The following is a 22,609-nucleotide window of genomic DNA, read 5'->3' as shown; positions in this document are numbered from 1 at the left end:
CCCCGATGCTCAAACACGCCACCGCGAGCGTCTTTCTCCTCACCCACATCCACAGCGGCTGGCGCATCGGCCTCATCCACCACCCGCGGCTGCACCGCTGGATGCTGCCCGGCGGCCACCTCGAACCCCACGAAAACCCCGCCGAAGCCGCGCTCCGCGAAACCAGCGAGGAAACCGGACTCACCGCCCAACTGATCAACACCCACACCGACGAGCTCACCGACGCGGTCCCCGGCGTACCGGTGCCGGTATGGATCACCGAGCAACCCGTGCCCGCCGAACCACGCCACCCGCACCCACACATCCACATCGACCACCTCTACCTCGCCCTCACCACGCAGCACGAGCCACCCGAACCCGCCGAGCTACCTTTCGGCTGGTTCGCCCCCAACGAACTGAACGGGCTGGACATGTTCGACGACAGCCGACACGGCGCCCACCTGCTCCTGGCCCGCATCAACACCCTCACCCCGCCGGCCCAGCCCGTTCCCGCCGACTTTGGAGCATGACGTGACCAACCGCGAGCCCCAGCTGCCCGACCACGACCTGGACCGCGTCCGCGACGCATTCCAACTCGATCACGTCGACTCGGTGGTGTACCTGACGCACGGCCTGATGAACCGCAACTGGCAGATCATCACCACCAACGGTCGGTACGCGCTCAAACAACTCCTGGACATCCCCGTAACCACAGCCCGCCGGAACCTGCGCGTCCTGACCGCTCTCCACGAAGGCGGGGTACCGGTCTGCCCACCGCTACTCACCCGCGACAGCGACCCCGTCATCGAAGTCGGCACCCGCGCTTACTGCCTGTTGCCTTGGCTCGACGGCGAACACCCCAACGGGCCTGACCTGACCCGCACCCAGGCCCAGGATCTCGGCGCCACGATCGGAAAGCTCCACCAACGGCTCAACCAGCTCGACCCGTCAATCGGACTACCAGCCATCACCGGCGCGCCCACCGCCCGCACCGTGCAACCAGAGCAAGCCATCGCCGAAGCGCGCCGGTTCCAAACCGCGGCGCATGCCGCCGGCGGCTCGTTCGACACCACCGTGATCGACCTGCTCGACCAGCGCATCGCGCTCATCGACAAACACGCCCACTCCCGGCCAACCGACAACCTGCCCAAGGGGCCGTATGGGTGGACGCACGGAGACCTGCAACACCGCAACATTATCTGGACCGGCCCGACCATCGGCGCGGTCATCGACTGGGACCGCATCCGCGTCCGCCCATTCGCCGAAGAGATCGCCCGCACCGCCACAATCCAGTTCGCCACCGCCAACGGGCTGGATCTGGAACGGGTCTGCGCATTCGTCGCCGGCTACCGCACCATCATTCGCATAGACGACGCGGACCTCGCCGATGGCGTCCACCGCCTGTGGTGGAAGCGCATGTCCGACTTCTGGCTTCTCCGAACTAGAAAATTGATCATGAGGGCATGTTCGTGAGTGGGATCGAGTCCGTCGTCAAAGCGCTGGCAGTAGCCTACGGCTGGCCCGACGCGGCACTGCAACGCTTGCTGAGCGGAACGGCGACCGTGAACTACACCGGGCGCGCCGGCGGTCGCCAGATCTTCGTGAAGGTGTACCAGCCCGGCACAGACCTGGATACCGAGCGGGCGGCTATGGAGCTGTCACAATTCGCCGCCGCAGGCGGTGTGCCCACCGCCGCGGTGATCCGGTCGCTGGACGGGTCGCTGATCCATCACAGCGACCAGACTCGTTTCTCGGTCTGGGAATTCGTCCGGGGTGAACCGGCCGGGGAGTCTGGGCTGACCGAGCGTCAGATGGCCGCAGTCGGCCGATCGTTGGGTCGCCTCCATCGAGTTCTGGCCGAGCATCCGGCGGCGCAGTGCACCGTGGAGCCGGCGTCGGCTTTGTGTGATGTCGACCGGTCGATCGGCAAGATCAACAAGATCCTCGCAGCGCTGTCACACAAACCAGACGGCGACGATTTCCAGACATGGGCCACCGACGTGCTTCGCTGGCGTCTCGCGCTGATGCCACGAATCACCGAGATCCTGGCCGGATTGCCGCCGCTGACGTGCCAGATCCTGCACGGGGACTTCGCGGCACCCAACGTCCTGTTCCACCACGACCGGGTGGCAGCGGTGATCGACTTCCGGCCGCCGCGTGCCCGGCCGGTGGCCTGGGAAATCTCACGAATCGGATGCGATCCCCGGACCGTGTTGCGGGGCGAGCAATGGCAGCGCGGCCTGCGTCTTCTTGCCGCCGGGTATCGCGACGAGCACAACGACGCCCGGCCGGACGATCTGGTTGCGATGGTGCGGGCGTGGGTCTGTTACTCGGCGACCTCGATCTACCCGTTCGACGAACTGGTCACCGGCGAATCGTTGCTGGCCGATCCCTTGAGGACGTACGCCCGGGACCGGCAGCAGGCGTTGGTCGTGGTGATGAACGACCTCGCCAAGGTTGAGGATGTTCTGCGGGCAACGCCCCGCTGAGCACCCCACGACCTGGCCGGTACGACTGGAGCTAAGCAGGGGCGCCCAGGTGGAGGTCACACGGCAATCGACCGAAAGTCCGTCACTGCGAGCAAGCTGACGACGGCCGCAACCACCCTCGCGGCATACACATCTGGCAACCCCCTGACTTGTCTAATGGGGACAGATGCGCGGGTCTGCAGCCCGTAGCGTCAGGGCGTCGGTCGGCAGTGGCTCGCATACCCCTTGCCGCCCTCGGGCTGGCTCTTCAAGAGCGTGCCGCTGCTGGCCGGCGCGCCCGGCCGTGGCGGCTCAACAGAGGCGTGCTCACCGATTCCCCAAGTCAGGCTGCCCGCCACGGCGATCCTCGTTCGCTTGGCGGAAGGAAACCCGGCTCTTGAGCCACCCCTGCCGCGGCGACCGGCGGGCGCATGCCAGATGAGAGTCACACACCATGAGCCGTGGACAGCCGCAAATGAGAGCAACCCGCCAGCCACCCCGACCCAGCCTGGCCGGGCTCAGGTCGTAGGTCAAATTAAAACAAGTAGCTGAAATGAGTACGTTCTGGGTGGTGTACGCCGCTCACTTTTCGAACAACCGCTGACCTTTCTGTCGCAGCGGTTCCGCACGGCCAAGATCGACCAGGCGTTCTTTGTGAGCAGGGTAGATTGCGAGCCCAGGAGCATCCATAGGGCTCGCAATCGGTCCCGTGACCGGGAATCGTTGCTGGCTCTGGTTGTCACCGGCTAGCCACCTCACCCACCTGCCAGGACGGGACTCGGCAAGCCTGTGCGAGAGGTGCACACCTGGTCACGGGATCGAGCCTCTCCAGCCGCTGCACCCATGTGTTCGGCATCAGGCCCCGTACGACTAGTCATCGAGTGCCGTGCACGTCAGGTGCCCGATAGTGATCATTCCGCCTCGGACGGTAGTCTCACCGCATGACTGGGAGGCGACAGCGACGAGGAGAGGCGCTGCACCACAAGGGTGAAGATGGCGCACAGCGCGCCAAGCGCTACCTTGACGCAACAACCAGGACCAGGAGTTCGTGGACCAATAAGGATGACGTTCCAGCCAGCCGCTTGACCTTCTTCTGGCCTCACGCTGGCCAAAACGAGTTCTCCTTCGACCTGGGCGGCATCCTGTACGGCGGCGAGTTCGATCATCATAACTTTGTTGCCGAAGCGAAGAACTACTCAAGTGACTCGGACCAAGGCGAGCACTTCGACAAGTTCTTGGCGCAATGTTACCTGGTTTACAGAGACTTTTCTCAATTTATCAATCAGTTCATGTTCATAACATGGAATCCATTTCGCGCAAGGGGTTGGCAGAAGCTGTGTTCGACTGATTCCATCCTCGATGGATGCGTCGCGAATGGGAACCGACTGTTTGGAACTACCGATGCTGACGAGGTGCGATCAAAGCTGGAGATGGGCGTCATTGAGGAGTTGCAGGAACGGCTCTGGCTCGTCGTCCTGTCCGACAAGCAGGAGCGGCTTCTCATTGACGATGAGGAACGTGGTTTTCTTGTGCAGCGCCGTATCGAGAGGGGTCTGATGTGAGCCAGTTTGCTGACGTCATCAGATACTTAGCCTCTGACGAGGATCCGAGGTCGCGAATTTCGGCTATCAAAAATGCCGTTGTCGAAAATATTCACGCGGCAGACGAGCGCGTGAAGGTAGCTGTAACCGATCATTTTAACCACACGTTCGTACCTGATCTCATTCTTTCCTGGCCTGGCGAGACGGAATCCAGGAGCGTATTCCTGCGCACTTCGTACCGTGCGTGGGACCTGCTCCAGGACCTTGATATGCTCGCCTCTGAGCGACCTATCTTGATGCCGCTCGTTCCGATCGAGGTTGATGACAACACTAGTGCGGACCTAGAACAGCAGAGTAGCGAGCAGCGGACTCTGATCACTGATCCGTACGGTCTCGAGGCGTTGGATCGGCAGACCGACACTGCACCCGTTGTTTCTTTGTTGTCACATGCACTTCTGCAAGGAGGAAGAGGACTCATTTCTTCCGATCGGGCAACGCGAATAAGTGAGGAGGTGGGAGCTGGCTTCGCGGGTGCACAACATGCCGACTACGAACTGACAAGCATTGCAGTGCAGGCCGCCGAAACTGCTCTTGACTCGGATCGAGCATCCCAACTTAACAGACTGCTTCACGCTGTGTGGATCGGCTCGGGAGCTTCACCCTCGCAGTTTCCCGCGGCTACCGGGACAACCGCAATCCTCGACGCTGCAAACCTCCGATTTATCCTTGAGCTTCCAGATCTGCCCGACCCAGGTTTCTGGGATAGGATTGGTCGTGGACTTAGAACAGAGCGTCTGTGCGAGCTTGGCGACTTTCCGCCGAGCGATAACCTACAACGCCTTCTGGCGGGCTGCGCGTACCGCCTAACAGCTAAAGCTTGCCGAGTTATCAATGCGTCCGCCAGCGTCGATTCCCCAAGATGGGAAGTAGTCAACGGTACGTTGACGATGCGGACAAGCGCTCGACGAATTCACTTCGCACCGAGGTACGTTAGGGAACTTCCTGACAGTTCACTTTCGGTGCCGCTTGTGACCACTACGGAACTGAAAACTAGAGCCGACATGGCTTCGGTTATGATCAGCGAAGTTAAGATGTCCAATGGAGACTCTACGATCTCATACGGTTCAGAAGAACGTCCGGATGTTTCCGCTGATCAAACCTTAATCGCGGTGGAATCTGCAATACAGGGAGCCAGCGTCGTTGAGGCAATTGCGAGGGTGGGCAGTTCCGGGAAGACCGTGCGCTGCAACCTTCGAGAAGGAACGGCAGCGGGTAACAGCAACGCCATGTATTACGTCATTGAGCTAGCGGAAGTTGCGGTACCACTGCTAGCACGTCTCTCGCACGAGGAATTAGCGGACGTCTCCGCCGCTATTGGACCAAGGTCCGCCGAAGAATCAACAGATGAGGCTTGACCTTTGGATCCGGACTACCTATACCGCGAAGGACGGCAGACCCAGATACACCGTGCCGGCGCGCCGGGTGATCTCCGAGTCGATCTGGATCAGCTTGTCCTGCGCTCCGGCGAGACTGATGCGCAGACCCTCGACTTCACCTAGCCAGCCTTCCCGTTCGGCCTCGGCGATGCGGGCCAGAAGGTTGTCGCGTATCTCGATCAGGCGGGGCCGTTGCTCGGGCCCTGCCCGCAGCAGCGAACACCGAACGCATGCGTGTTCATGAATACATGGTGTGCCGAAGGCTCTCGCGCAGGTTCCGACAGAAACCTTGCGCTGCTCGAAGTGGGCCAGGAAGGAGTCCCATTCGGCTGAGGTCGGGGTCCGGTATTCTTCGCTGGGTCGGGTCGCCCGTCGTCTGGCGATGAACGCGCGGTGTGCTTCGATGGCCTCAGCAGGGTAGACGGCCTCTGGCGACGTCGGATATTGGAACTGTCTGAATGCCTATCTTCACCGGCGGCTGACGTCTGCCGCGTAGGCTGCCCAGTCTGCGGCCGAGGCCCGTTGCCAGTTGACCGCGACGCTGATGTGGATGCCGAGCATCCGGGCGAGCAACGCTGCTGGGAGCTCGGTGCTGAGTTGGAACAGCGCTGCGGATCGGGCTTGTCCGGTCCGCAGCCCGAGGTGGCGGAGCCGCTCGGTGAGGCGGTAGGAGCTGACGTGTCGCGCGGGTTCGCCTCCGGGGAACAGCCATTGGGAGGTGCCTCGGTCGCCGAGCCGGGCGTGCCCTCGGCGGGTGGCGACCAGTTGCAGGACGAGGCCGGCGAGAGGTTCGGGCAGCTCGACGGGCTCGTCGCCGAGGAGCAGCTGGACTGTCTGGTCGTCGGTGGTGACGTGGTCGATGGTGAGTCGGCAGATGGCTGCGGGCCACTGGGCGTAGAGCAGGACGAACAGGCCGGCGACTCGGTCTTCGGGCTTGAGTGTGTCGTCGTGCAGCAGCCGACGGGCCTGCTCCCAGCGGGCTTCGGTGTCGATGGCCTCCTGGGGACCTGCCCACCTGATGGCGGGAAGCTCGAGGTTGGTGAGCTTCTGGGTTTTGGCCCAGCGGATGAAGTGCCCAACCTCGCGGTGGTGCTTGGGTCCGTCGCTGGTCAGCCATCTATCGAGATCGCCCTGGCGGGCCGTCTGCAGGGTGAGTTGGTGGGCGGTGAGCCAGTCGAGCAGTTGCAGGGCACCTCGCAGGTGCCGCATCAGGTTCGCGGCCTGGATCGAAGTCGTCTCGGCGCCCCGGTTGCGGCTGCGCAGGCGACGCAGCATGTGCCAAATCGCGTAACGGCGCAGGAGGTGCTGCTCGTCGGGGTTGTCGCGCTGACCGATAGCGCGGGCAACCGCCTGCTCCAGGCGGGCCATGTGTTCGTCGCGGACGGGAAGCGCGCCGGTGGCGACGAGGATCGCGCGCAGGTGTTTGAGCGGCTTGGTGTCCGGCAGTTCGTCGAGTGCTTCGTGGGTGAGCGCGCGGTCGGCGGCGGCGAGCTCGCGCAGGATGGCGGCGCCGGAATTCTTGGCCAGCCAGGACAACACGGTGTCGGGCTGTTCGGCGTGCAGCAGGTTGTGGTGCAGCGACGTCAGCTCGGCCCGGACGCTGCCGGTGCCGTCGTCGAGGAGCTCGCGCAGGCGGGCGTCGATGTTGCAGCGGGTGCAGGGTCCGCTGCCGAACTGGCCTTCCAGACCGCAGCCTGGGCAGCTGCGCCAGAAGCCTGGTTCGGGTCGGGTGCAGGTGGCGCAGAGCGGCTGGGTTCGGATACCGCCGCGCACTGCGCGGACCTGGTCGCAACGGCTGCACCGCGCCCACCGCTGTCGACATGCCTTGCACCACGGTTCACCGGTTGCTTGGTTGATCGCGCAGGGTGCGACGCGTGTGCAGATGGCGCAGGTCAACACGGGCTCGGTCCGGCAGGAGGGGCAGATCGGCCCGTCTGGGGTGCGGATGCTCACGGGCCGGCGGCGGCCGCAGTCGAGACAGATCTCTTGGTTGGCGGGGTCGGTGATCAGGCAGTTCGGACACAGTGGTTCGCCGTGTTCACCGCGGGTGGCGGCTTCCCGGACGACTCCGCAGCCGGCGCAGGTCTCGGCTCGGGATTTGGCGACGCAGTTGCGGCAAAGGCGCAGCCCGTCGCGGGGTTTGACCAGGGTGAGCACGCGTCCGCAGTGTGGGCAGGGCGGCCGGACGACCTTCGTGGAACCCGCGTCGCAGAGCAGGTCGATGAGGCGCAGCACCGACGGAACGGGGGCTTCGGCGCCGGCGCCGGTCAACAGGTCGGGTCGGTCCTGCAGCGCCCAGGCGAGTTGCTGGCGTTGCCCGGGTTGGCTCACCGCGACGATGACCGCGGAGGCGACCACGTCGGCCGCCAGAGCGGGGTCGATGCCGGCGACGATGCCGACCACCGTGTCGGTCGCGTCCTGGCCGTCGGGTCGGCAGGCAACGCAGCAGGGCTGGCCGGCCCGGTCGCGGGAGTGCACGCGTCGGACCTTGCCGCAGCCGACGCAGGACTCTCGAATCGGGCCGCAGACACCGCAGTACCAGTCTTCGCCGCGCCGTTGCAGGGTGCGCAGCTGTTTGCCGCACTTCGTGCAGACCGGTGCCGACACGGCGGTGGAACCGGCCCGGCGCAGCGCGATGAGCAGGTCACCGGCCGCTCGCGGCGCCGGCGAGCGGCCGTCGACCAGCAGCGACGGCTTGTCGAGCAGGGCCTGCGCGAGCTTGCGTCGCTTGGCTCGGCCCGCGGCGGTCGTCTCGGCGATCTTCTGAACGGTCGCGGTGTCCAGCGAGGGGTCGATGCCGGTGACAAGGCCGACGATGACGCCGAGCGGGTCGGCGAGCACCAACGAGGCGAAGACGGGCACGGGTCAGCCGTTGACCGGGGCGATGCGAGCTCGCTTCGGTCGCAGGTCGCCGACCCCGGCTTCCTCTCCACCGGCGGCCTTCTTCCGGCGAGCCGGTGCGGCGACGGCGACCGGCTCGATGAGGTCCTCCATCGTGCATTCGAGGATGTCCAGCAACGCCATCAAGATCTTGAGGCTGAGGCGTTCGGGCCGGTCGACGACGAGCCGATAGACCTGGCTGGACGACAGGTCGATGTCGCGCTGTGCCAGCAGCGGGATCAAGTCGGTGGTGGAGAACATCCCCTTGGCCGCCATCACCTGCCGCAGGTGCCACCGGTAGTCGAGTTTGGGTGTCATCGCCGCATCCCTTCCAGCTCAGCCCGTCCCGGTGAAAGCCGGGGTCAGCGCCTTGCGCAGTGCGGTGTTCATGAAGTCCCCGCTGACATGGGTGTAGATCGCCGTCGAGGTGTCGCAGCGATGGCCGACCTGCTCTTGGATGAACCGGCGATCAACGCCGTCTTCGGTCAGGTGCGTCACGTAGGAGTGGCGCAGCGAGTGGGGCGACAGCTCTTTGGGCAGGCCAAGCGCATCACGGTAGGAAACGAAACGGGCGTTGATCTCGGCCGGCTTCACCCGTCCACCGCGCTCGGTCACCCACAACGCCGGGTGGTCCTCGCAGCCGAACCGCGGGCGGATGTTCTCCACGTAGTCGGCGAGCGCCTCTACCGCCCAGCCCATTACCGCCGCGATGTTGCGCCGCCGCGGCGGCTGGCCACGCACCGCTTTGCCGTAGCGGACGTGGAGCATGCCGTACCGGCCGAACTCCGGCGCTGCCGGATTGCGGCCGAAGTCGACCAGATCCAGCTTCGACGTCTCGGTGCGGCGCAGCCCCCAGCCGTAGATGACTTTGAACAGGGTGGCGTCGCGGTAGGCGGCCAGCGCGCCCTTGCGTTTGCTGCTGACGGCTCGTTCTACCTGCTCGTCGGCGAAGTCGAGGAAGAGCTGCAACTCTTCCCGGGTCATCGGCCGGGCCTCGGGCCTGCCTTCGTATTCGTTGAGGTGGGCGATGGTGTTCCACTCGTGGCAGATCGCCACCGGGAACGTGCCGAACGCCTTCTCGCACTCCACCGCCCACCCATACCGGCCGTCGGTGAGGTACTCGCTGAACAGCCGCAGGTCCGTCTGGTAGCCACGGATCGTCGAGGGCGCAAGGTGACTCTCACTCGTCAGCGACTGCGTCCATTCGTCCACATGCGACGGAGCCCAGTTCCACGGATACTCGTTCGTGAACTCCAGAAACCGGCGCACCAACCGCTCCCGCGGCGTGATCGTGTCCTCCCGCAACCCCCGGGCCGCCTGCTGCGCCCGCCAGCCCTTCAACATCGCGTCGACCATGGCGTCCTCGGGCCGCAACTGCACCACGCCGGAGACGAGCTGAAGCTGCGCCGCACCAGCCAGACCACCTCGTCCCACGCCACCCTCCGCGCCAACCAGCCGCACCCGTTTGACAGCGGCATCATGCATCCAACGGGCTCGACCGCCACGAGATACTGGTCAGACGGCATAAACCACCGCTTCGGGGGACACATTCAGAACCCCTACTCAGCAGGCCAAGCGCAGAAATTCACCCGTCTGACGCAATTCCCGAGGGTTTTTGTAGCCGATGGTGGTGTTGATGTTCCTGTGTCCGCAGATGATCTGGGCAATATGCGGGGGCAGGCCGTTCATGACGGCGTCGGTGACAAAGATCCTTCGAAAGTCGTGGGGCTGATACCGCAACGCTTCGCCGTCGACGTCGGTCAGGCCGGACGCGGCGATGGCTGCGGTGAGCAGGGCGCGACAAGCCGCCGGCGAGATCGGGCGCTGCTGTCCGGCGAAGGTGCGCTGGAACAGTAGCGGCATTGGCGGGTTCCACACCTTCTCCGTGTAGTCGTAGGCCGCGATGCTGGGGATGCTGCCGTCGGCCTGTCTGACCCGGGTGACGATGGCGCTGAGCACATCGGCCAGTTCGGGGTCGACCAGTATTCTCTGAACTTACGATCTTGCGACTGAGTCCCGTAGCCCGCTGGCGGGGCGATGGCTCACGGCAGCAGTTTGCGCACCTCTGTCCAGGCGACGAGTCGGTCCTTGGTCGGTCCGGGCTGCAGGATGTCGACCAGTCTGTCCAAGTGGGCTGTCATGGTTTTGTGTCGGCGTAGCTCGCCGATCTGCTCGATCGGGAGGTCGCGCCAGCCTGCGGATATCGTGCGAGCTGGGTGGGATCGAGGGTGAGCGCTGCGAGGGTGTCGGCGGCGAGGGATTCAGGATCCCAGTCCGGATCGGTGTCGGGGCCGAGGTGCTCGATGATCCAGGTGCGGAGCGCGAAGTTGTGGGCGAGCATCGGGCCCGATCCCGCGGTTCGTCGCCGTGCAGCCGCTCGTTCGCGTGCAGTGACAGCTTGGCCCAGCGTAGGCGGGCCTGGCGCGGTTGGCCTGGCCGGTAGGCTCCGGCCTGGGCTGCGACGCGTACTCGTTCCAGCTCGTGGCCGTGTTCGGCGGCGGCATGGGCTTCGAGGTCTTCGATGGTCCAGGCGTTGAGGTCTCGGCTCGGTTCGTCGCGTTCTGTGCCGTTCAACGTTGCTCGTCTCTGACGGTGGGCAAACCGAGCTCGACGGTAGCGCCGTTGCGGGACCTGCGGTCGAGCTGGGCGAGCTTGTCCTCGGCTCCGGCGAGGCTGACTTTGAGGCCCTCGACCTCGCCGAGCCAGCCTTCATGCTCGGCCTCGGCGATGCGGGCCAGCAGGTTGTCGCGGATCTCGGCGATGCGTGTGCGTTGGGCGGGATCGGGCCAATGCATGCTGCACCGTAGGCAGCTGTGCTCGTGGACGCAGGGCGTCCCGAAGGCGCGCCCGCAGGTGCCGGTGGCGACCTTCCTGAGTTCGAAGTGGCCGAGGAATTCCTCCCATTCCTTGTCGGTGGGCACGCGGTACTCCTCGCCCGGACGTAGGGCCCGCCTTCGGGCGAGGAAGGCCAGGTGGGCTTGGATGGCCTCGTCGGGGTAGACGGCTTTGTATCCGAGGGTGACGTTGATGTCTCGGTGACCCGCGATGACTTGGGCGATGTGCGGTGGTAGGCCGCTCATGACGGCGTCGGTGATGAAGATTCTCCGGAAGTCGTGGGGCGAGTAGTGCAAGGGCTTCCCGCTTGTGGGGTCCGTCAGACCGGTGTGGATTAGGGCGGAGTTGAGCATGGTCCGCAGCGAGCTGTCGCTGATCGCTCGGATTTCGCTGGAGAACCGTCGCTGGAATAGGACCGGCGACGGTGGGCGCCACACGCATTGGTAGCGGTCGTAGACGGGCACGCGCGGAACGGTTCCGTCTGGCTCGCGGACGCGGCGGATGACGGTGGACAACACGTCCGCCAACTCCGGGGAGACGACCAGGAGTCTCTCCTCGTCGGTCTTCGACGGGACGATCTGCAGCAGCGGCACGATCTCGCCGGTGGTGGGCAGGCGGTACTGGATCAGGCTGTGATGGCTGATCTCCAGCAGCTCCTCGACACGGCATCCGGTGAGCCGAAGGACTTCAACGGCGGCCCAGGCCCAGAACGCGTGGTCCTCCTCGTGGCCGAGGTCGCGGCGTTTGCCGGTTTCCGGGTCGTTGGCCCAAACCTTCTCGGCGGTCCTGGTCATCGAGCGGGTCAGCGTCTGACCGGCAGCGGTGAATGGCTGGCCAGGCGCGGTCTGGCTGGCGGCCAGCAGGAGTTCGGCGGCGGTCTTGCGCCGCTGGTCGACAGTGCGCACCAGCACCGGCAGGACCGGCAGCCGTTCCCGAGTCCGCGCGTCCATGCGTGCCTTGCGTTGACGCTGGAACTTGCGTGTGCTGATCTCCTCCTGGCTGACCGGGCAGGGGGCTGCCCACTGCGCCCATCGGGCTGGATCCTCGATGGCCCACTGTGACAAATCCAGGTAGAAGGCTCGAACCGGGGTCAGACATTGCCGGTAGCCGACGCGTTCGGCCGTGGTGACGGCCTTCTCACCCGTGGCCGTGGTGATTACCTGGGGTTTGGTGCGCTGGCGTTGCTTCCACGCCTCCGTGACGTCTGGCGGCAGGCGCAGGCTCTCGATCCCGGGGTGATGCTGTTCGAGATCGGCCCAGAACCGTTGTGCCAGGTAGTAGGCGAGGTTCTTCAGGCTGGTGTAGTCCAGGGCGGGCTGGCGTTCGGACAGGTAGTCCACAAGCAGGTCACGGATTGGGCGGCATTGCAGCTGGTAGCGGTCGACGAGTTCGGCCGGGGTGAGTTGGCCCGCGGTGCGGAACGCCCGCAACCGTTGCGGCGCCTCGATTCCGAAGTTCCCCATCTCGCGCAGCATGCGGTAGAAGACTTTGTGATCGCGGGTTGGGCAGGTGAACGTCTCGGCCTCGTGGTCCATCAACTCCAGCGCGTCGCCGACGGTGATGTCCGCCAGTAGGCCACCTTTCGCGGCGATGATCTCGGCACTGCGCCGCAGGGTGAGGCTTGCCGCAGTGTCGGATACGTGGGGGTCGGCGTCGCACAACTGGCGCAGGCGTGCGAAGCCCTGCGGGTCACGGTGGCGGGCCAGGTTGCGGGTCAGCGAGCCTTTGCCGGCCGCTCCGGCGACCAGGCAGCTCAGCGAGGGACGGACCAGGTCGCCGCAGATCGCGACGACCAGCGCACCCGACAGTTCATGCCATAGCCATCGCGACTCGCGGCCACGCGCCCGCTGCCAGGCGATCGGCGCCTGCCGCCACTCGCCGCCCAGAGGGTCAGCGCCGCTGGCCATCCAGCGTTGCTGCCAGGTCTGACCGGGCTGGTCTGCCAACCACTCCAGCAGCCAGCCCAGCCCACGCACCCGCCGTTCCTGGCTGTTGGGGTTGCTCAGGACGAACGCCCCGCTGGTGAGCCGCTGCCATACCGCATCGCGTTCCTGCCGGGTCTGCGGCCAGTCCGTCGCCACGGGACGCGGTGGGAACCCGGTGCGGGCGGACTCACGTTGGGCCTTGGACGGACGAGACGCAATGCCGGGAAACGCGGCCATCGTGGTCATGTGGTCCGGCTCCCGAACAGCACGTCCAGCGTCTCCGGCCGATAGCCGGGCGCAGGAGCCGGACGCGTCCGCTGGGCAGCCTGCCGCGTCTGCTCGGCGTGATGGGCCAAGACCCGGCGGATCACCTCCTCCTTGCGGGGAGTCAGGTAGATCTGCGTAGTACTCAACAGGGCATGCCCGAGGACGAACTGAACGTCGGTGAGCGGCAGCGCGGGATCCTCGGCCATCCGGTAGGCGGCGGTGTGCCGCAACGAGTGCAGCGTCGCTGCGCTTCCCACGGCCTGGCCGGCCCGCTCGAACATCCGGTGCGCGGCGTGGTAGGTCAGCGGCCGCACCGGTCGGCGCAGCGTCCACCACAGTGGCTGCCGCCGCCCCTTGGGAATCAAGCCCTCCATCTCCACCTGGTAGAGCCGCAACCACACGAACGCGTCCGTGGAGGCCGGCAGTTGCTGTAGTTCGCGGGTTCCCTTGCGCACCACCGTGATCAGCTGACGGCCGGGGTCGACACCGGCCAACGTGGCCGACAATAACTCCGAGGCCCGGGCACCGGTCGAGACGTAGAAGGCGACCAACGCCCGGTCACGGTGGGAGGGTAGCTTGGCGAAGATCTCATTGAACTCGTCGTCCGAGACGCTGCGCGGCACCCGGGATGGCACCCGCGGCCGGTAGAGCCCGCTGCGCTCGCTGCGGAACGGCTCCATCGGGTTGTGATGGGCATGCGACCTGCCGCGTCGCCGCGCCCGGTCCAGCGGGAACGGGTTGATGATCGGCCCGCTACCGGCTTCGAGGTGGAATTCGTAGAAGCAACGCAGCACGGTCTCACAGTGCGCCCGCACCGACGGCGCATAAGACTCCACAGTAGACTGTGCTACCGGCGACGCGCCCTGATGACGCCAGTGCGATCGGAGCGGCTTGCCAGCTACCAGCATCCAGCGGCAGAAGTTCCGTGCCTCCACCCGAGTCGCCCGGCTCCACGGGACGTCGACAGCCCACAGAAATCTGAACCAGCGCAACAGGTCCAGTCCGTAGGAACGCAACGTCGCTGTCGAGCGGCCGGCCGCCTGCAGATCTCGGAAGTACACGGTGACCGCCTCCACCCCGGCTCCATCACCATCAACGAGCCGGTACGGATCGCACACGTCACCGGTCTCGGCGAGGTAGCCAACTCGAGGCACAACCATGACCGCCAAGTCCCGCGACGGCTCGTGCATCCCATCCACGGAAGGACCAACGACACAGCCAGAAAACGGTCACTGACCTGGGAAAACGCTCCAGGTAGTTCAGTCAATTGGTAGCAGACGTTCTTCGTCGGTCTTGGATGGGGCGATCTGCAGCAGCGGCACCAGTTCGCCGGTGGTCGGCAGCCGGTACTGGGTGATGCTGTGGTGGGTCAACTCGGTCAGTTCCTCGATGCGGATGCCGGTGTGGCGCAACACCTCCACCAGCGCCCAGCCCCAGAAGGCTTGGTGCTCCTCGAAGGCGAGGTTGCGGCGCTTCGCGCCTGCGGTGTAGTCCTGCGCCCAGACGCCGTCGGTGCGCTGGGACAGCTTGACCCGGCGTAGCGTTTCGCCCTCGACGCTGAACACCTCGCCCGGCGGCGTGGACAGCAGCGCTTGCAGCCGCGCCGCCGCGCGCCGCCGCTGCTCGGCAACGTGCTGGACCAGCAGCGGCAGGGCGGGCAGTCGTTCCCGGGTGCGCTGGTCGGTGCGCGACTTGCGGTGCCGTTTGTCTTTGCGCCGGTCGACGTCGGCGTCACCGACTGGGCACGGCGCCGCCCATTGCCCCCACCGGGCCGGGTCCTCAACGGCCCACTGGGCGATATCCAGATAGAACGCCCGGACCAACAGCAGGAGCGCTTTGGAGTTGGCCCGCGGCTGTTGGAGTTCCACACAGGTTCCGTCGTGCTGTTGGATCCGGCGCAGCTTCGTCGCGGCTCTTTGCTTCCACGCTTCGACGAGCTCTGGGGCCAGGCGCAGGGAGCTGATGCCTGGGTGGTGCAGTTCCAAGCCTTGCCAGAAGAACGGGCCGGCGAGCGTGCGTGCCAGCGCCTCCAGGGAGGTGTAGTCCAGCCTGGGCTGGCGTTCCTTCAGGTAGGCCACCAGCAGATCCCGTACCGGGCGGCAGGCGATGTTGTACCGATCCACGAGTTGCTCGACGCTTCGCTGCCCCTTCGCGGACCGGAAGGCGCGGATGTGGGCGGGTGCGTCGGTCGGGAACTGGCCCAGTGAGCGCAGCACCTCGTAGACCAGCGACGAGCCCTGCCCGTGTCGTTGCGCCTCATCGTGGGCGTCCGCGGCCTCGACGCAGTCCCCGACGGTAATGTCCGCGACGCCGCCGCCCTTACGCGCCATGATGACGGCGATCTTCAGCAGGCATCGCCCGACCAGATCGGCGCGGACCTTCCGCGCGGTGAACGCGTCCCGCAGCCGCGCCAGAGCGACGGGATCGCGGTGCGCCTGCATCGCTCGGGTGAGCTGGTGCAGATGCCGGCTGTACATCCACGCCATGCTCGGCCGCAGCGCATCGGCGCAGATCAGCATCAGCAGCCCGGACCCGAGCAGTGCCTCGTTTCCGCTCGACCGGACACCTTGCCCAGCAAGCCAGTCCACGGGCGCCGTCTCCCAGCGCTTGCCGTCATGCGCCTCGACGCCGCTGGCATGCCAGCGCTCCTGCCACGAGTCGCCAGGAAATGTCGCCAACCACCGTAGGAGCAGAACTGTCCCACGTCTACGGTTGCGTCGCAGCTGCGGCGTGGGAGCACGAAACCCAGGGCTGTCCAGCAGGGCGAGAACCTCGTCCGTGCTCAGCATCGACCGGGGCCAGCAGCCCTCGTCCGGGCGCGGCGGGAACCGCCGCAGCAACTCCTCCGCCGCCACGGTGGCCTCGATGTCCGACGCATCCGGGGTGGGCGCCCGTTCAGCAGCAAATGCAGCGGTCACGGCAGATTGCCAAACAGTACGTTGAGGCTGGCCGGGTCGTAACCCGGCGCAGCAGGCGCCGGGACCGCCGGCGTGCTCGCCCGGCGGGTATGGTGGGCCAGCACGTCGGCGATCACCTCTTCCTGCGACGCAACTGTGTAGATCTGCGTCGTGCTCAGCGAGGCGTGCCCAAGCACCCATTGCACATCGGTGAGTGGCAGCTGCGGATCTCGGGCCATGCGGTACGCCGCGGTATGCCTCACGTCGTGCAGCGTCCAGTTTGCCCCGAGCAGGCTGTTGGCTCGCCCGAACATTGCCCTGGCCGCTGGGTAGGTCAACCGACGCCACGGCCGCCGCAGCGTCCACCACAGCCATGAGCCGGCATCCCGCGGCACGCCGCTACGCCACAGCTGCTCCTGATAGAGCCGCAACCATACGAACGCATCCGCCGAGGCCGGCAGCCGCTGCACGACGCGGCTGCCCTTGCGCACCACCGAAATGAGCTGCTGACCCGGGTCCGCGTCGCGGCGACGGGCGTCGAGGAGCTCCTGCGCCCTGACCCCCGTCGAGACCCAAAACGCCAACAACGCGCGATCCCGATGCGAGGTCAGCACAGCGAACAGCGCGTTGAACAGATCGTCGGGAATGCGCCGCGGCACTCGCGACTGAACACGCGGGCGGTAGCGGCCCTTGCGTTCTGCCTTGAACGGCTGGAGCGGGTTGTGGTGCGCGTTCGCCCGACTGCCCCGTCGAGCCCGCTCCAGCGGGAACGGGTTCACGATCGGTCCGGTACCGCGCTCCAAATGGAAGTCGTAGAACGCCCGCAGCACCGTCTCGGCGTGAGCCCGCGTCGCCGCCGAGTACCCCCGGCCCAGGTTCGGCTTGCCCGTGACCGGATTCGGCGCCCCTGGCGCGAGCACCGATCCGCCAGCAGACGCTACTGACGACAGTGCTGCCCGGGCCGTTTCCGGATCGCGCTGACGCCGCCAGTGCGTCCGCTTCGGCTTGTCCGCCACCCGCAGCCAGATCATGAAGTCACGCGCCTCGACGCGGCCGGCTCGATCCCAGCAGGCGTCGACGGCGACAAGGAAGCGGAACCATCGCAGCAGATCCATTCCGTACGAGCGCAGCGTCGTCGTCGCGCACCCAGACGCCAGCAACTCCCGAAAGTAGACAGTGACCGCCTCGATCGCCTCGTTACCGTCGTCGAGCAACCGGTACGGCTCCGCGGCATCACCGGCATCGTCGAGCCGCCCCCACTGCGGAACCACCAAGGTCGCCAAGTCGCGGTCGCTCGCCGCCTCCCCGATCACCGGCAGAAGCTAGCACCACAAAGATCATATGGGCAATGAGCAGGGAAAACACGCCAGCCTAGTTCAGTCAACGAGGCACTTGGTCTTCCACTACGACCGCAACGACCACGGCTGCGACGAACTGTTTCTGTCCGGGGAGGCGCTGCTGCACTGGTGGACCCAGCATCCGACCGAAGTCCGCCACGCGTTCACCACCCATGCCTAGCGCGGCCTTCCATGGACAGGACTATTCGGATCGCTGCCGCGCAGAGCCCGGTCAGTTGCGACGCGGCCCGCGAACGGTTCGGCGGTGCGCACGCTGATGCGGCAAGCGCATGAGCAGCGCGTGCAGCTGGTCCATTTCCCGGAGGGGGCCATCTCCGCGTACCCGGGGTCGCCGCAGGCCAAGCAGGCTCTGTCCGGCTGGAAACGTCGACTGGGTGCAGGTACGCGAGCAGATCGAGCGGACCGCGGCGCTTGCCGGGGAGCTGGGTTTGTGGGTGGTGATCGGCGCCAGCCCATCGGGTTAGAGTTCGGTGAAGCTGGCGTGGCCGCGGGCGACGAGTCTGCTGGCGGTGTGGCTCGCGAGCTGTTGGGTGCTCGGGTTGGCGGAGTGTAGGCCGTTTTGGAGTACCGCAGCGATTTCGTCGGTGGCGCCGGTGATGAACCAGGGTTCGTCGGGAGCGTCGATCAGCAGTGCCATGGCGGCGACGGCTTGGGGTAGGCACTCTGGTGGAAGGGCCGCTAGCCGTACGGCGATGTCGTAGCAGGATGTGAGGGTGGCTCCGGCGGCGAGCGCGTAGTTGAGCTGTCGCAGCGCCCACTCGTCTGGAAGGGCTCCGGAGCTGAACCATAGGCCGAAGCCGGCGATCTCGGCCAGGTCGCCTCCGGCTCGTCGGGCAATGTCGAACTGTCTGGTCCAGAGCGCCTGTAGCCGGCCAGCTTGGGCCCGCTCGATGCGCTGATGCATTGGCAGTTGTTCGCCGATAACCTCGATCAGGCGGGCACGCATGGGCAGCGCAGCGTGGTCGAGGAATGTCGCGAAGGGCGCGGAGTCCAGTGGCATGGCGCCGTGCTGGTAGAGAATCGCGAGGTGCTGTATGAGGCGGTCTTCCGGGCGGTCGGGATCGGTATTGACTTCCTGCGACTCGGTGACCGTGGTGAGGTGTTGCTCGTACAACGCGCGTAGAAGGTGAGCTGTCACCTCGGCGGGGCCTGAGGATCGCAGATAGGCGTTCCAGGCTGCCGAAGCGATACCTGGCTCGGTGGTGTGGATGAAGATCTGCCGGATGCGTTGGTGAGTCCAGCTTGCGTCTAGCCTGGCTAGAAGGTTGACATTTCCACCGTAGAAGGCACGGATCGAGGGACTGGGGTCGACATCAGGGTCGAGATGCTGGTCGAGTACCTGACGGACGGCCTGGGGCAGCGCGGGCGCTGCCGGATCGTGTCGGCGGACGGCGTACCGCAACAGGGCGCCGAATGCCTCGTGGCGGACGTCGCTGGCAGGATGTGAGTCCTCGCCGGATCCGTCGTCACGGATGATCGGATCCGGTTCGTGGAAGAGCTGGATGATCAGTTCGAGGGCCTGGTCGAGGAGCGCCTCCGGCAGCTCGCGCTGCACGCCAACGGCGAGCAGCCCGGCGAGGTTTCGCCGAGCCCAGGCCCAGAAGGTATCCCGGTGGCTATCGCGGTACCCAGGTCGATCGGGAAGCCGACGCGGTTCGGACATGACGGATGCGCCGAATTCCAGCACCGGCTGCCAATCGAATCGGGGTGTAGCGTCTCCATCCGGCTCCGCGGGCACGGCAATCGCTTGGCGTAGCCCTGCGAAAAGACTGGCGGCGTAGACGGTGTCGAGGGTGATGAATCGTGGTGCCAGGGCAGCGAAGCGGCGAGGGTCTCGCTCCGCCGCCGCAGCGATCTCCCGTTGCGCGTCGTCGATATTCGGGTCTTCCCACTTGCCAGTTGGCACCCAAGCCGCCAGATAGGCGATGAGGTCATCATCGCTCATCGTGTCCAATGCGGGCAGCGGCGCACTGGATAGCGCGAGCAGGTCCGACCGTTCGCCGGTCCCTGCCCGATTGAAGGTGGCGCCAGGTTCGCCGAGATTCTTAACCAGCGCGGCCCGTTCGGCCTGGTATCGCTGAGGCAAGGCATCCCCGAACCGGGCAAACTGGCGGTGCCTCCAACGCTCCACGGCGGCCGGGTCGTTCGTGTGCTGCGGCCCTTGATCGACAAAGTCCAGGAGAAGGTTCTGGTCCGCGCGGGAAAGTTCAGCGAAGTGTGCTCGCAGCAACTCCCCGTACTCGACAAAGCGCTCGATGTCGTGGAAAGCCTCAGCGTCGACCAGCGCCGTGGCGACGAGCGTCGGCTCAGGGAAACGTAGGAGCACATGCAAGGCCAAGCGATGAAAGACGCTGTCCGGATGTGCCTTAAGCACCCGTACCACATCGGCTGCTCCGCTGTCAGCTGCGACGGACAACGCGGCGTCGCGCAGCGTGGTCACCAGCTGGTCGCGTGCATCCAGCACGTCAGATGAATCGATGACCGGCCACCACACCTCTGATTGAGCCAGATCGTCGAGGGGGTTCTCCGGCTGCTCCGCCAGCCTGCCAGCAATCGCGGCGACCCCGGGCATGCCCAACTCGGGGAAGAGGTGTGTAACGACATCCCGAGGAAGGTGCCCGCTGCGCCGTCCCCGGCGGGTCGGCGCCGGCAGCAGCGCGGCCAAGAGCGCCGCGGCGGCTTCAGACTGTCCGCCAGCGACGAGGACGGGCAGGAGCTTGACCGCCTTCGACGGAAGCCGCCACTGCACCGACGACCGCAGCAGCAATGCGATCTTGAAAGCTAGTCGAGCGGCCATCGCTGCGGGTACCGCCAAGGCGACATCGGCCACCGTTTCGGCGGCTTCCGGGTTGTCGGTGTCCAACGCGAGGACCACGTCGATGACTGCCTGAGAACGGCTCCGATCCCTCGCGATCCGAGTGAGGTAACGTCCGGGCGGCCACGGCTGGTAGCTGATGGCGCCATCCGGGTCGGCTTGCAGCCGCTGTGGCGACGCGAAGTACCCCGCCTCGCGAAGTGGTTCGAACCAGGCCGGCGTGGCCCGCTCAAAGAAACGACTCAACGCCGGCACGCTGTTCGGGACCTGGTTCATCAGGCGGGACACATGGTCCTTGGTGACCGGGTCCGCGACGGCCAACTCATCGATCGCAGGCAACGCTCGCACGAACATCGCCTCATAGCCGCCGAGTACCTTCCACAACACTGCTCCGAGGTTGTTCCAACGGTCGACCAGCTCGTTGTCGGCCGGGCGAGGCGGAAGCAGCCCACGACGGTGGGCAGCCTTATGCCAACGGCCCGACTTCCACATCTCCCGAACCGGATCACCGCCATCCAGACCCAAAGCCGACCAGATCGCATCGACGACCAGCGACATACTCGGGTCTCTCTGTCCTTGCTTTTTCGTCGCCTCCAACTTGGCCCATTCCGCCCTTGGGATGAGCTCGGCGAGGATCTTACGTACTGCCGATTCGATCTCGCGGGCCATGTGCGCGACCACATGAGAGCTGGTCTCCAGCGGCGACACCCCACGAAGTATGCGGATCGCGTCGGCATACTGGGCGGCTGGGCCACGACCCAGCAGGCCGAGCAGACGGTGGACCTGCCGCTCTTTCGGCCCGAAAGGTGCCTGCTCGACCTGCCTGTACTCGCCCAGCATCAGTGCACATCCTTGACAATCGTCCAGTGCCCGGGCGGTGCACGCGGAAAACCCGCCTCAAGATTCCGCCGACCGGAGCTTACTCGGACAAAGAGGCAGCCCTGCTCGCTGCTGCCTGACCGGCGGCTCTCAACTGCCGCCGACAGCGCTGGGCCCGAATAGCCCCCGTGCGAGCTTCCCCCCGATCTACAGGAGCTCTTGCTCGGCGTCGTAGAGACGGTAGACAGAACGCGGGAAGCCGCCTGACTCTTGATGACAGGCGTGGTCGGTAGTGCTCAACCCGAGCGACCGGGGCCGCTGTGCCATGGTCGACCATTGCGCTGGCAGGCCGGCCAGCTGGCGGCGCACGTCGGCATCGCCGGCCCCGCGAGCTGACGCACCTCCCGTCGCGCCTTCGCTGCCAGCAGCTGACAGGGCTGGGATCGAACTCGAACTTCTCACGGGCCAGCCGACCGGCGTCTACGACCCGACCGGCGTGGGCTCCAGGATCTTCGCCGTCTGCGCCATGGCCGCCCAACTCGACCGCGCGACTACATCCGCGAAAGACCCGCGAAGGCCAGCGGATCGCGGGCCGCGCGGGACAACCACGGCGGCCGACCCAAGGTGGTCGACGACGACACGCTCGTCTTCGCCCAGGCACTGCGCGACTGCGGCACGCCCATCCCCGAGATCGCCAAAGAAGCTGACCCACCCCTCGTTTACCCCCGGAAACCACGCCAACCATCGACAGCCAAATGACATAGACTTCCGTGCGATCATGGGCGTTTGCGCAGCTCAAAGCCAGGTTATAACAACCATTGAAAGACCCCGCCGGGCTGATTTGAAAGAAGAGGCAGTCGGTTCAAATTGGGACTTCGGCGACCGCAACGTGCGTTCCTGGCAGCGTTGGTAGGAAGAGCTGACCTGCCCAATGACGTCGACGAGCACACCGCTCACACCGTCGCGTACCGCCGTCACCAGACCGCCGACCGCGGCCGCCACCACCGGGTGCCGCACGCCTGGGCCTCAAGCGCTACAGGAGATTTCACCCATAACGGCTTCACCGGCCAATCGCGTATCCCTGAGCACGTAGCCGCCGCGCCCAGCCGTCCACGGTGTACCGGGGCACGCCAAAATGCTGAGCGACCGCGGCGACGGAGCCGGCCCGGCGGTAGACCTCCAGCACGTGTTCCGCCGCAGGCATCCGTCGATACGGCCGCACATCCGCACCCGACGCCGCCCTCTTCGCCGCCACGGCTGCCTTCCTCCGAGCCGCCTTAGCCGCCGGGTCCGCCTGCCGCTCCTGAACAATCGGCGCCGCGAACTGGGACGCCAACACAGTCGTGAAGCGGTTCGTATGCCGTAACCTACGGTCCGGCGAGCGACCGG

General features: G+C 66.0%; 16 protein-coding genes and 1 pseudogene. 6 read left to right on the top strand and 11 right to left on the bottom strand.

Annotated features, from left to right (window positions below; translation table 11 throughout):
- Positions 1-5 precede the first annotated feature (5 nt).
- From ACFFIA_RS30835 to ACFFIA_RS30815, 5 genes are all read left to right on the top strand, one after another.
- Positions 6-509 (top strand): NUDIX domain-containing protein, encoded by a 504-nt coding sequence (locus ACFFIA_RS30835; RefSeq protein WP_377257705.1) that lies wholly within the window; start codon positions 6-8, stop codon positions 507-509.
- Between the two features lies 1 nt (position 510).
- Positions 511-1,452, top strand: coding sequence for a phosphotransferase (locus tag ACFFIA_RS30830; protein WP_377257543.1), 942 nt, complete (start codon positions 511-513; stop codon positions 1,450-1,452).
- Positions 1,443-2,468, top strand: coding sequence for a phosphotransferase enzyme family protein (locus tag ACFFIA_RS30825; RefSeq protein ID WP_377257541.1), 1,026 nt, complete (start codon positions 1,443-1,445; stop codon positions 2,466-2,468). Before ACFFIA_RS30830 ends, ACFFIA_RS30825 begins: the two co-directional genes overlap by 10 nt.
- 920 nt (positions 2,469-3,388) lie before the next feature.
- Positions 3,389-4,009, top strand: a complete 621-nt coding sequence (locus ACFFIA_RS30820) for a hypothetical protein (protein WP_377257539.1) — start codon at positions 3,389-3,391, stop codon at positions 4,007-4,009.
- On the top strand, positions 4,006-5,403 hold the full coding sequence (locus ACFFIA_RS30815) for a hypothetical protein (protein WP_377257537.1): 1,398 nt from the start codon (positions 4,006-4,008) through the stop codon (positions 5,401-5,403). Before ACFFIA_RS30820 ends, ACFFIA_RS30815 begins: the two co-directional genes overlap by 4 nt.
- Positions 5,404-5,892: 489 nt before the next feature.
- Here ACFFIA_RS30815 and ACFFIA_RS30810 read toward each other — a convergent pair whose 3' ends face one another.
- The 9 genes from ACFFIA_RS30810 to ACFFIA_RS30770 all read right to left on the bottom strand — a co-directional run bounded on the left by ACFFIA_RS30810 (position 5,893) and on the right by ACFFIA_RS30770 (position 17,541).
- Entirely contained in the window at positions 5,893-8,286 is a 2,394-nt protein-coding gene (locus ACFFIA_RS30810; RefSeq protein WP_377257535.1) for a hypothetical protein, read from the bottom strand.
- Positions 8,287-8,289: 3 nt separating this feature from the next.
- A complete protein-coding gene (locus tag ACFFIA_RS30805) occupies positions 8,290-8,622 on the bottom strand; it encodes a helix-turn-helix domain-containing protein (protein WP_377257533.1) in 333 nt (110 codons plus the stop codon).
- 18 nt (positions 8,623-8,640) lie between these two features.
- Positions 8,641-9,789: a tyrosine-type recombinase/integrase gene (locus ACFFIA_RS30800; RefSeq protein WP_377257531.1), complete on the bottom strand. Its 1,149-nt coding sequence runs from the start codon at positions 9,787-9,789 to the stop codon at positions 8,641-8,643.
- A gap of 78 nt (positions 9,790-9,867) precedes the next feature.
- Complete coding sequence (locus tag ACFFIA_RS30795; protein ID WP_377257529.1) at positions 9,868-10,263, bottom strand: tyrosine-type recombinase/integrase; 396 nt, start codon at positions 10,261-10,263, stop codon at positions 9,868-9,870.
- A 178-nt stretch (positions 10,264-10,441) separates the two neighbouring features.
- Entirely contained in the window at positions 10,442-10,645 is a 204-nt protein-coding gene (locus tag ACFFIA_RS30790; RefSeq protein ID WP_377257527.1) for a hypothetical protein, read from the bottom strand.
- A 229-nt stretch (positions 10,646-10,874) separates the two neighbouring features.
- Positions 10,875-13,310: a tyrosine-type recombinase/integrase gene (locus tag ACFFIA_RS30785; protein ID WP_377257525.1), complete on the bottom strand. Its 2,436-nt coding sequence runs from the start codon at positions 13,308-13,310 to the stop codon at positions 10,875-10,877.
- Positions 13,307-14,521: a tyrosine-type recombinase/integrase gene (locus tag ACFFIA_RS30780; protein ID WP_377257523.1), complete on the bottom strand. Its 1,215-nt coding sequence runs from the start codon at positions 14,519-14,521 to the stop codon at positions 13,307-13,309. Before ACFFIA_RS30780 ends, ACFFIA_RS30785 begins: the two co-directional genes overlap by 4 nt.
- A 69-nt stretch (positions 14,522-14,590) precedes the next feature.
- The gene (locus ACFFIA_RS30775; protein ID WP_377257521.1) at positions 14,591-16,249 is read right to left on the bottom strand and encodes a hypothetical protein; all 1,659 of its coding nucleotides are present in this window, start codon (positions 16,247-16,249) and stop codon (positions 14,591-14,593) included.
- A complete protein-coding gene (locus ACFFIA_RS30770; RefSeq protein WP_377257519.1) occupies positions 16,246-17,541 on the bottom strand; it encodes a tyrosine-type recombinase/integrase in 1,296 nt (431 codons plus the stop codon). Before ACFFIA_RS30770 ends, ACFFIA_RS30775 begins: the two co-directional genes overlap by 4 nt.
- Before the next feature lie 79 nt (positions 17,542-17,620).
- Between ACFFIA_RS30770 and ACFFIA_RS30765 the strand changes: the two genes are divergently transcribed.
- Positions 17,621-17,746: a hypothetical protein gene (locus tag ACFFIA_RS30765; RefSeq protein WP_377257517.1), complete on the top strand. Its 126-nt coding sequence runs from the start codon at positions 17,621-17,623 to the stop codon at positions 17,744-17,746.
- A gap of 300 nt (positions 17,747-18,046) precedes the next feature.
- On the opposite strand, the gene ACFFIA_RS30760 is transcribed toward ACFFIA_RS30765, so the two are convergent.
- Positions 18,047-21,241, bottom strand: coding sequence for a hypothetical protein (locus ACFFIA_RS30760; RefSeq protein ID WP_377257515.1), 3,195 nt, complete (start codon positions 21,239-21,241; stop codon positions 18,047-18,049).
- Positions 21,242-22,156: 915 nt separating this feature from the next.
- Positions 22,157-22,257: pseudogene (locus ACFFIA_RS30755) on the bottom strand (glycosyltransferase); the annotation flags it as partial.
- Between the last annotated feature and the right edge of the window lie 352 nt (positions 22,258-22,609).

Origin of the sequence: Phytohabitans kaempferiae (assembly GCF_042433955.1) — a bacterium.
Lineage (GTDB): Bacteria > Actinomycetota > Actinomycetes > Mycobacteriales > Micromonosporaceae > Phytohabitans > Phytohabitans kaempferiae.
This window is presented reverse-complemented; position numbering and strand designations above follow the sequence as displayed.